Genomic DNA, 10,267 nt, shown 5'->3' with positions numbered 1-10,267 from the left:
CCTTCTTGTGTTTCTAAGATTGTTTTTTTAAAGTCAATATGCGCACTTGATTCTATTGAAGCGGCAAATCGACTTCCCATCTGAACGCCATCAGCACCTAAAACCATAGCGGCTAACATACCTTTACCCGTGGCAATTCCACCAGCTGCAATTAATGGAATAGAAATATTTTCTTTTACCATTGGAATTAAAGTAAGTGTTGTCGTTTCTTCTCTACCGTTGTGTCCGCCAGCTTCAAAACCTTCGGCTACAACAGCATCTACACCTGCCTCTTGTGCTTTTAAAGCAAATTTAGAACTGCTTACGACGTGAACCACAATAATTCCATTTTCTTTAAGAAAACTGGTCCAGGTTTTAGGATTTCCAGCAGAAGTAAAAACAATTTTCACACCTTCTTCTACTATAATTTGCATAATTTCTTCAATGTTTGGATATAACATCGGAACATTTACACCAAAAGGGTTAGATGTTGCTTTTTTACATTTTTGAATGTGTTCACGCAAAACTTCTGGATACATAGAACCGGCACCAATAAGACCTAAACCTCCTGCGTTACTTACTGCACTTGCTAATTTATAACCACTATTCCAAATCATTCCACCTTGAATAATCGGATAAGAAATTCCAAATAATTGTGTGATTTTATTCATTTAATTGATCTGCTTATTTTTTAATAATTTTACCAATATGCTCTTTTGTAGATAAATACCTGTAATAATAAATACCTTTTGGTAAATCTTCTAAATCTATAAAAGCATTATAAGAACCTTCAAATCCTTTTTCAGCCACTTTTTGTCCCAAGGTATTAATGATTTCAATCATACCCTTTTCTGAAGCATCTTCAAGACGTAAAAACATAAGATTTTCTGTTGGGTTTGGATATACTGTAAAATATTTTGGGTCTTCATCAACAATTATTTCCATATTTAAAGCCGCAGTTAATGCCGATTGAAAATCTGGAATTCCGTATCCTTTCTGTATGGTTGGATTGCTATAATTATCTGATGATTGTTTAATGAACTGAACCACTTGCTGAGCTGTTAAATTGGGCACAGCCGACCAAAATGTCGCTACCATTCCTGCCATAACAGGACTCGAAAAAGAGGTTCCGTTTGAAGCGTATATTGTTCCTGTTGGAGAACAAACGGTTGTGCCTAAACCCTTTGCACATACATCTGGCTTTACACGTCCATCATAAGAAGGGCCTATTGAACTAAATGTTGCATATTGTTCTAAACTATTAACAGCACCTATGGTTAATGCACCAATAGCATCTGCTGGTGTACCAATATGTGGCTCGTTAGAGGCACCTGAGTTTCCAGCACTAATTACAACTACAATTCCTTTATTGAATGCCATATTGGCACCACGGGAAGAAAATGTTTTATTCCCAATCATATCATCATATTGATGAGAATAATTAGGATTATCGTAACCAAAATATCCTAAAGACGAATTAATTACATCTGCACCATAATAATCTGCTAATTCAGCACCCTCCACCCAATAGGATTCTTCTACAGGATTTTCGGAATTGATATCTTCTGTAATAAATAAATAATATTTTGCATTTGGAGCTGTACCAACTAATTGCCCTTCTGCAAATACGCCCATAGTGGATAATACATTTGAACCGTGATTGTGTCTGAAAAAATAATTAGTGTTTTGATCAGGAAAATTATAACCTCCTAATATTTGATTGTTTGTAATTAAATTTTGAAATGGAAGTGCTGTATCAACTCCTAAAAATCCAGAATCTAAAACGGCAATAACTTTTCCTTGTCCAGTATAATTTTGTTGATGCAATAAATGCCCGTTAAGCATTTCAATTTGGTTTTGAGAATTACCATAGTTGTAAATTACTTGAGTATCTAATTGTTTGTTTACTGCTGAAATTTTATTGCTTTGAGAAACTCTTCCACCAGGATTTAAGGAATGATTGGCAAAAGTAATGTGATTCACAAAACTTAAATTTGTTAAAGCTTGAATATTGGTTTGAGTACCACGAATATGCAACGCATTCATCCATCTTGATTTTGCCATAACTGTTATACCTGTTGATGCCGCAATTTGAGTTATATAACTTTGCTCCACAGGAACATCTGTAACATCTAAAGAAATATTTTGAGCGATTCTTCTATCCAAAGCACGTTGTGTTAGAATTGTTAGCGGATTAGCTAAATAAGTTGCTGCACTTGGCTTGTTATTAAAATATACCCAGGCATCTTCAATTTGAGCAAAACTCAAGTTGATAATTCCTAAAAATAATAAAAGATATATTTTTTTCATATTAAAAATTAGTATTCAAATATAGCAAATTTATTTTATGAAATTACACCACTACCTTGCAATTCATCATCCATATACCAAGCTACAAATTGTCCTTCGGTAATTGCAGATTGAGGATTTTCAAATTGTACATACATACCTCTTTCAAATTGATGTAAAGTTGCTTTTTGCAAAGGCTGACGGTATCTAATTCGTGCCATTACATTTTTAGTTTCTCCTGTTTTCAATTTTAAATCTTTACGAATCCAATGTACTTCGTTTGCTTTTATGAATAAGGTGTTTTTGAATAAACCAGGATGATTGGCGCCTTCTCCAACATAAATAATATTATTTATTACATCCGTTTGAATGACAAATAATCCTTCTTTTGTACCACCAACATTTAAACCACGACGTTGTCCGTTTGTAAAATAATGAGCCCCTTGATGCTTTCCTTTTACAATTCCGTTTGCATTTGAATAGTCTTTATTTTTAGCATAAAAAGCTAATGATGCTTCGGTGTTTTCAAAATTTGGAAGTATAGAATTATAAATTTCATTAGTAGAAGGAATTTCAATAATTGTACCTTCTTTTGGTTGTAATTTTTGTTGTAAAAATTCTGGTAAACGCACTTTTCCAATAAAACATAAGCCTTGAGAATCCTTTTTCTCAGCCGTAACCAATTCCATTTTAGTGGCAATTTCTCTAACTTCTGGTTTGGTTAACTCACCAATTGGAAATAATGCTTTTGATAATTGTTCTTGTGATAATTGGCATAAAAAATACGATTGATCTTTGTTGTCATCTTTACCAGCTAATAATTGATGTACTTCTTTTCCATTAACTTCAATTGTGTTTTTTCTACAATAATGTCCGGTTGCTACATAATCTGCACCTAACGAAACGGCGATTTTCATAAAAACATCAAACTTTATTTCTCTGTTGCATAATACATCTGGATTTGGCGTTCGTCCGTTTTCGTATTCTGAAAACATATAATCAACAATTTTCTCTTGATATTGTTCAGATAAATCAACGGTTTGAAATGGAATTCCTAATTTTTCAGCCACTAATAAAGCATCATTACTATCTTCTAACCATGGACATTCATTTGAAATAGTAACGGAATCATCGTGCCAATTTTTCATAAAAAGTCCAATAACGTCATAACCTTGCTCTTTTAAAAGATAGGCTGCAACGCTTGAATCTACTCCACCTGAAAGTCCTACAACTACTCGTTTCATTTATATTTTGTTATTATTCTTCAACTGGTTTTTCTACAGGAGTACTTTTAGCAAATTTTTTGGCTAATTTTTGTTCCATTTTTTTTAATTCCTTTGAAAATTTATCCGCTTTAACTTGTTTTATAACTTTGTCGTTCTCGTAAAATTTCCAAATTCCAACCTTTACATTGTTTTTATAGGTTCCTTCGTATAATTTTTTTCCATTCCCATCAAAATAAATAGCAACACCTTCAAACAAATCATTAACGTATTGATGTTGGTCTATTTGCTTTCCATTTTCAGCAAATGTTTTAGCAATGCCATTTTTCTTGCCATCTGTGTAATTTATTTCTTCAGCTAATTTATTAGCTTTATAAAAGACTTTTCTTATACCATTTAATTTCCCGTTTTTATAATTTTCAAGCGTCATAATATCTTTAGATTCTTGATGGTAATATTTCCATTGCCCTTCAAAAAGTTTGTTTTTTACAACACCTTCACTAACTTTATTTCCTTTTTGATCGAAAAAAATAGTATAACAAGAACCGTCTGCTTTTGAAAAATCGCGAGTTGCAATTAATGTACCTGCTTTAGTATCATCAAAATATTTAAAAGTACCAACTTCTTTTCCGTGTTCAAAAGTGCCTTCGTATCTTGGACGTTTACTTTCTTCGTGAACGCCTTTCCAAAAACCATTACGTAAGCCTTGTTCGTCAAATTGATTTAATTTATCTTGTGCTGAAACCAAATTTGCAAGTACTAAAAAAGTAATAAAAATTAGTTTTTTCATATGTTATTATAGTTTGATTAAGTGTGTGTGTTAACTAAAATAATACAACGTTTGTTTTACAAAAATAGTATAAAAAAACCTGTTCTCAACAAGAACAGGTTTTTAAAGAATTTATTTTTTCTTTTGGTTTAATGCCTTTTGAGCTTCTTGTTGTTCCATTATCTCTCGCATTTTCTTTTGAAATTTCGATTCCGTTTTTGGTTTCGTTTTATTTACTTGAATTTGTGCGTGAATTTTTTCTTCGTTAACAACATACTTTTTAATCACTAACATAATTCCAATAGTAATTAAATTAGATATAAAGTTATATAAACTCAATCCAGAACCATAATTATTGAAGAAAACCAACATCATAATTGGAGAAAGATAAATCATAATTTTCATAATTTTCCCCATATCTGGCATACCTTCTTGTTGAGGCGCTTGCATTGCTTGGTCGCCTGTTGTCATTTTCATATAGAAGAAAATAGCAATAGCGGCTAATATTGGAAATAAACTTACGTGATCACCATAAAAAGGTATATTAAATGGTAATTTATAAATAGAATCGTATGAAGATAAATCGTCTGCCCAAAGGAAACTTTTTTGTCTTAAATCAAAAGCAGAAGGGAAAAACTGAAACGAGGCATACATAAACGGTAATTGAATTAATGCTGGAATACAACCCGCCATTGGATTTACACCCGCTTTAGAATACAATGCCATTGTTTCTTGTTGTTTTTTCATTGGGTTATTTTTGAATTTTTCACCCAATTCTGCAATTTCTGGTTTTAATACTTTCATTTTGGCTTGCGACAAAAATGATTTGTAAGTTATAGGCGACATCGCAATTTTAATTAAAATCGTGAAGATGATAATAGCAAAACCATAAGGCATAAATCCTGATAACAAACCAAATAATGGAATAAATACAAATTGATTAATCCATCCAAAAATACCCCAACCTAATGAAACCAATTCATCTAAGTTTTTATCATAAGCACTTAATGTTTTATAGTCGGTAGGACCATAATACATATTCATATCATAATTTAAAGCGCCATTTTTAAACTCTAAAGGCATTTTAGCTGTAAAGTTTTTAGTAAAAACAGTATCTACTTTTTCATCATCTACTAAATTGTCCGATTTTAAATCTACTTTCTTAAATGGTGTGTTTGTTAATAAAACAGAAGTAAAAAAGTGTTGTTTAAAAGCTACATAAGTAACTGATTCCGCAGTATCTTCTTTATCAGAAGCGGCATTTAAATAATCGTCTTTTCCGTTATCAAATTCGTAAATTAATTCGGTATATCTATTTTCGTATGATACACTTTTTTCGTTACGATAGGTTTTTAAATTCCATTCTAAATCGGTTGGTTTTGAAGTATTTAATACATTTTCCAAACCTTGTGTACGAATAGAAAAATCCAACATATGATCGTTTTCTTTCATTACATAACGGTATTCTAAAAACTGATTTTCACCTGTTTTTAATTGCATCGTTACTACCTGATTTTTTCCTACTTTCGTATATTTTGGTTCGAAGTATAAATCCTTTGTATTGATAACTTTACCGTCTTTTGTTGTTAAAGTTAAATTGAAGTTCGCATTATTATCCTTGATAATTTGAACCGCTTTTCCTGAACCTTTTTTAAATTGTTCTTCATTTAATATAGTCGCTTCAGAAATGTACCCTCCTTTGTTGGCAATGTTTAAACGCAATACATTATTTGCTAATAAAGTAGCGCTATCTTTAGCTGAAGGTAATGATTCTGCATAAGCGAAAGCACCTAATTTAGATAAAGCTTCTGGTGAAATTTTCCCAGTAGAATCTGTTTTTTGAACCAATTGAGTTGTAGTTGGCTTTACACTTTTAGGTGTTTTTGCTTCTTTATCGGCTTGTTCTTTTTTGGCAGTTTCAGCTAATTCTTCTTTTGTTGGTTGGTTTGAATACATCATCCACATTAAAATCCCGAAGATTAATGTGAAACCAATAAACGACTTAATGTCAAACTTTTTTTCTTCCATAATATGAATGTGCAACTCAAACGGAGTTGAATTAAATTTATAATTTGTATGCGTTTAAATAAAATCGTTACAATATAGCAATTCTATTTGTTTTTAACAGCTGCAGCCACTAATCCCATAAATAATGGATGTGGATTTAAAACTGTACTTTTATATTCTGGATGGTATTGCACCCCAATAAAGAAAGGATGATTTGGTAATTCAATGATTTCAACCAATCCTGTATCTGGGTTTAAACCAGAAGCTACTAATCCAGCTGCTTCCATTTCTGTTAAATAATCACCATTAAACTCAAAACGATGACGGTGACGCTCTAATATATTTGTTTTTCCGTAAATTTTGTGTGCTAAAGTATTTTCTTTAATTGAACATTTCCAAGCACCTAAACGCATAGTTCCTCCTTTTTCAGTAACTGTTTTTTGTTCTTCCATTAAACTGATAATCGGATAACTTGTGTTTTCATTCATTTCTGTTGAATTGGCATCTTTTTTACCAAGTATGTTTCTTGCAAATTCAATAGAAGCCATTTGCATTCCCAAACAAATTCCTAAAAAAGGAATATTATTTTCACGCACATATTTAATCGCTTCAATTTTACCTTCAATACCTCTTCCACCAAAACCAGGAGCTACTAAAACACCATCTAATCCTTGTAATTTATCAGCTACATTCGATTTATCTAAAAATTCAGAATGAATACTCACCACGTTGACTTTCGTTTCTTGCGTAGCACCCGCGTGAATAAAAGCTTCTAAAATGGATTTGTATGAATCTTGTAATTCAACATATTTTCCAACCAAACCTATGTTTACTTCGTGTTTTGGATTTTCTAATTTATATAAAAATTCGTTCCATTGTTTTAAATCTGGAGTCGCTTTTTCTGGTAAATTTAATTTTTTAAGTGCTACTTTATCCAAACCTTCTTCTTGCATAAAGTTTGGCACTTTGTATATAGTTGAAGCGTCAATTGATTGAATAACTGCTTCTTTTTTCACATTGCAAAACAAAGCTAATTTCTGACGTAAATCTTGAGATAATTCGTGTTCAGTTCTACACACTAAAATATCAGCTTTAATACCGCTTTCCATCAAAGTTTTCACTGAATGTTGCGTTGGCTTTGTTTTTAATTCACCCGCAGCCGCTAAATAAGGCACTAACGTCAAATGAATAACAATTCCGTTAGTATCACCTAATTCCCAAACCAATTGACGAACAGATTCTATGTAAGGTAACGATTCAATATCACCAACTGTTCCACCAATTTCTGTAATAACAATATCATAATCGCCCGAATTACCAAGCAATTGCATACGTTCTTTTATTTCGTTGGTAATATGAGGTACAACTTGAACCGTTTTACCTAAAAATTCGCCACGACGTTCTTTTTCAATAACTGATAAATAAATTCTACCGGTAGTTACATTATTTGCTTGTGACGTTGGTACATTTAAAAAACGTTCGTAATGTCCTAAATCTAAATCTGTTTCTGCTCCATCATCTGTTACATAACATTCGCCGTGTTCGTATGGATTTAAAGTTCCTGGATCTACGTTAATATACGGGTCAAATTTTTGAATAGTTGCTCTGTAACCTCTGGCTTGTAATAATTTTGCTAAAGATGCTGCTATGATTCCTTTTCCTAATGAAGAAGTAACACCACCTGTAACGAAAATGTATTTTGTTTGATTCATATTGTTGTTTGTTGTGTTGTTTTGAGGAACATACAAAATGTTCGCTCTGATATTGTATTTAAAAACACGCAAAGATAATATTAATTAGCCAATTATCAATAAGTCAAATTGTCAATTATGTATTAAATTTTAGGGTTTTGGATATTTTTTTTGAATAGTATGAATTAATTCTTCTAATCCATTTAGTTTTAGCTCGTACACCAATTTAAGTTGTTCGCCTAAAGTTCCAGCAGGAAAGCCCTTATTTTTGTACCAAACAACATACTGTTCAGGTAAATTAATAAGATAACGCCCCTTAAATTTTCCATAAGGCATTATCGTATAAGCGAGTTTGATGAGTTGGTCTTGGTTGGTCATTTTTTGAGAATATAGAATATAGAGTATAGAAAATAGAATATAGAAAATATAGTATAGAATATAAATGTATGCTTATTTTCTAACTTTAAATTACTTCCAATTAAAAACCACTTCCTTTTTAATATCTAGATGTAAACTATTCAATACCGGACAAGTCATTGCCGTTTTCTCTAAGATGATTCTTTCTTTGTCCGTTACTTCAACATTCATCGAAAAAGTAACGTGAATTTCTGCAATTCGTCTTGGTTCGGTTCCCATAATTTTAGTTACTTCAGCTGTAGAATTAGAAAAATCTAAGTTTAAATCTTGTGCTTTAATGCCCATTACGGTAAACATACAACTTGCCAAAGCATTAGCTACCGTATCAGTTGGTGAAAACGCTTCTCCTTTTCCATTGTTATCAATAGGTGCATCTGAAATAATTTCTGAACCAGAAGCTAAATGTATCGATGATGTGCTTAAATCGCCTAAATAAGTTACTTTTGTCGTTGCCATTATTGTGCTTGTTTTATGGTTAAATCAGAATTATAATACATCATATACACGCCGTAATTATTGCTATTAGAATAATTAAACTGACTTTCAATTTGCTCCGAAATTTGACTCTCAGCAGATTTTAAAAATCCGTCTTCCTGACACATTCTTAAAATAGCATCAAAAGTCACATCAAAACCTCGAGTTGCGTATTGATTTGGTTGTACTTTATTATCTTTTTTATACGCTTTTGCAAAAATTAATGCCTCTGATGATTCATTCTCACGAATAGCGGAAGGATACAACATTTGCAATGCAGCTAAATTTTTAGATGGAATTTCTTCAAAATCTAAAGCATCATTTCTTTCAACAACCACCAGTTGAATGTCAAATTCTTTTTTAAGTTTTAATAAATTATTGACTACAGAAAGTACTTGGATAATTTTATCTGAATCTAAAATCACAAAATTCTTTTTCCCTTTTTGCAAATTAGATTTTAAAATCGCATAATCAAAAATTCCTTTTTCATTAAAATAAAACGATTTAACTCCAGGATAATTAGAAGAAAAATAAGTACTTAATTTTGATTTTGATGAGGAATGAATGGCGAAAATAGCATCCGATTTAGTTTGCAAATACGCCATTAATTTTTCCTTTTGAATGGTTTCATTTGGCATAGCATAAAAAACATTCGATCCACCTACCCCAACATCATTCGTTAAAGGAGAAATAACAGCTGTTTTTTTATCCACTAATTGCCCAGCAAGTTCTACGAAAGAATTGGTAAAAGGTCCAATTACTACATCGATATTTGAAAAATCATTATTTTTTATAATTGTAGCAACATTAGATGAATATTTTGAAGATTCGGTGTCATATACTTTCGCATTAAATGGCAATCCCAATACTTTAGCTGAATCAATAGCTTTTAACGCACCTGCATAAAAATCCAATGTTATGTTTAAAAATTTATCTGTTTTTAAATATTCGATTTTTGTTTTAGAAGAATCTTTTTCAATTCTATTGATATTAAATGGCATTAATAAAACTAAATTTCTTTTTTTGGTTTTATTTACGGTTTCTAATAAATTTACTTTTTCTTTCTTTAAAATTATTGAATCTTTTATGGTGCCAATACTACTTTTCATTGGTAAAATTAACAACGAACCTTCTATTAAACCCTCTTTTGCTGATGGATTTTTCGCAATTATTTCTTCTACAGATAAATTATACTTTTTCGAAATGCTATACAGCGTTTCTTTTGCTTCTACTTCATGAGAAATAATATTTTCTGAGGAAACTATATTTTTTACAGATTTTGGCAAAGACAAAACAACTCCTTTTTTTAATCGAATTTCGGTTCCAATTTCAAACTCAGTTCCTATTTCTGGATTTAGTTTTTCCAACTCTTCAATTGAAATTCCATATTTTTTGGATACCGAATATTTTGTGTCTTT

9 protein-coding genes are annotated in these 10,267 nt (G+C 31.3%); all 9 read right to left on the bottom strand.

All coding sequences use genetic code 11. The features are described 5' to 3' along the window. A partial coding sequence (locus tag ABWO04_RS07670; protein WP_353078817.1) for an NAD(P)H-dependent flavin oxidoreductase occupies positions 1-650 on the bottom strand: 650 nt, incomplete at its 3' end. A gap of 13 nt (positions 651-663) precedes the next feature. Then, on the bottom strand, positions 664-2,289 hold the full coding sequence (locus ABWO04_RS07665) for a S8 family serine peptidase (protein WP_353078815.1): 1,626 nt from the start codon (positions 2,287-2,289) through the stop codon (positions 664-666). Positions 2,290-2,324: 35 nt separating this feature from the next. Further along, the gene (gene mnmA, locus ABWO04_RS07660) at positions 2,325-3,512 is read right to left on the bottom strand and encodes a tRNA 2-thiouridine(34) synthase MnmA (RefSeq protein WP_353078813.1); all 1,188 of its coding nucleotides are present in this window, start codon (positions 3,510-3,512) and stop codon (positions 2,325-2,327) included. Between the two features lie 13 nt (positions 3,513-3,525). Continuing rightward, a complete protein-coding gene (locus tag ABWO04_RS07655) occupies positions 3,526-4,281 on the bottom strand; it encodes a toxin-antitoxin system YwqK family antitoxin (protein ID WP_353078811.1) in 756 nt (251 codons plus the stop codon). A 111-nt stretch (positions 4,282-4,392) separates the two neighbouring features. Continuing rightward, entirely contained in the window at positions 4,393-6,288 is a 1,896-nt protein-coding gene (gene yidC, locus ABWO04_RS07650) for a membrane protein insertase YidC (protein ID WP_353078809.1), read from the bottom strand. 83 nt (positions 6,289-6,371) lie between these two features. Then, a complete protein-coding gene (pyrG, locus tag ABWO04_RS07645; RefSeq protein WP_353078807.1) occupies positions 6,372-7,979 on the bottom strand; it encodes a CTP synthase in 1,608 nt (535 codons plus the stop codon). Between the two features lie 129 nt (positions 7,980-8,108). Continuing rightward, on the bottom strand, positions 8,109-8,336 hold the full coding sequence (locus ABWO04_RS07640) for a DUF3820 family protein (protein WP_353078805.1): 228 nt from the start codon (positions 8,334-8,336) through the stop codon (positions 8,109-8,111). A gap of 90 nt (positions 8,337-8,426) precedes the next feature. After that, positions 8,427-8,831 carry an OsmC family protein gene (locus ABWO04_RS07635; protein ID WP_353078803.1) on the bottom strand — a complete coding sequence of 135 codons (405 nt, stop codon included), beginning with the start codon at positions 8,829-8,831 and terminating at the stop codon, positions 8,427-8,429. After that, the coding region (locus ABWO04_RS07630; RefSeq protein ID WP_353078801.1) for a LysM peptidoglycan-binding domain-containing protein at positions 8,831-10,267 on the bottom strand (1,437 nt) is incomplete at its 5' end. The genes ABWO04_RS07630 and ABWO04_RS07635, both read right to left, overlap by 1 nt.

It is taken from the genome of Flavobacterium sp. (genome assembly GCF_040382755.1).
Classification (GTDB): Bacteria; Bacteroidota; Bacteroidia; order Flavobacteriales; family Flavobacteriaceae; genus Flavobacterium.
This window is presented reverse-complemented; position numbering and strand designations above follow the sequence as displayed.

Excerpts from the sequence above, each read along its gene's own strand:
- ABWO04_RS07665 (WP_353078815.1), bottom strand. The coding sequence starts at position 2,289 with ATGAAAAAAATATATCTTTTATTATTTTTAGGAATTATCAACTTGAGT.
- mnmA (WP_353078813.1), bottom strand. The coding sequence starts at position 3,512 with ATGAAACGAGTAGTTGTAGGACTTTCAGGTGGAGTAGATTCAAGCGTT.
- ABWO04_RS07655 (WP_353078811.1), bottom strand. The coding sequence starts at position 4,281 with ATGAAAAAACTAATTTTTATTACTTTTTTAGTACTTGCAAATTTGGTT.
- yidC (WP_353078809.1), bottom strand. The coding sequence starts at position 6,288 with ATGGAAGAAAAAAAGTTTGACATTAAGTCGTTTATTGGTTTCACATTA.
- pyrG (WP_353078807.1), bottom strand. The coding sequence starts at position 7,979 with ATGAATCAAACAAAATACATTTTCGTTACAGGTGGTGTTACTTCTTCA.
- ABWO04_RS07640 (WP_353078805.1), bottom strand. The coding sequence starts at position 8,336 with ATGACCAACCAAGACCAACTCATCAAACTCGCTTATACGATAATGCCT.
- ABWO04_RS07635 (WP_353078803.1), bottom strand. The coding sequence starts at position 8,831 with ATGGCAACGACAAAAGTAACTTATTTAGGCGATTTAAGCACATCATCG.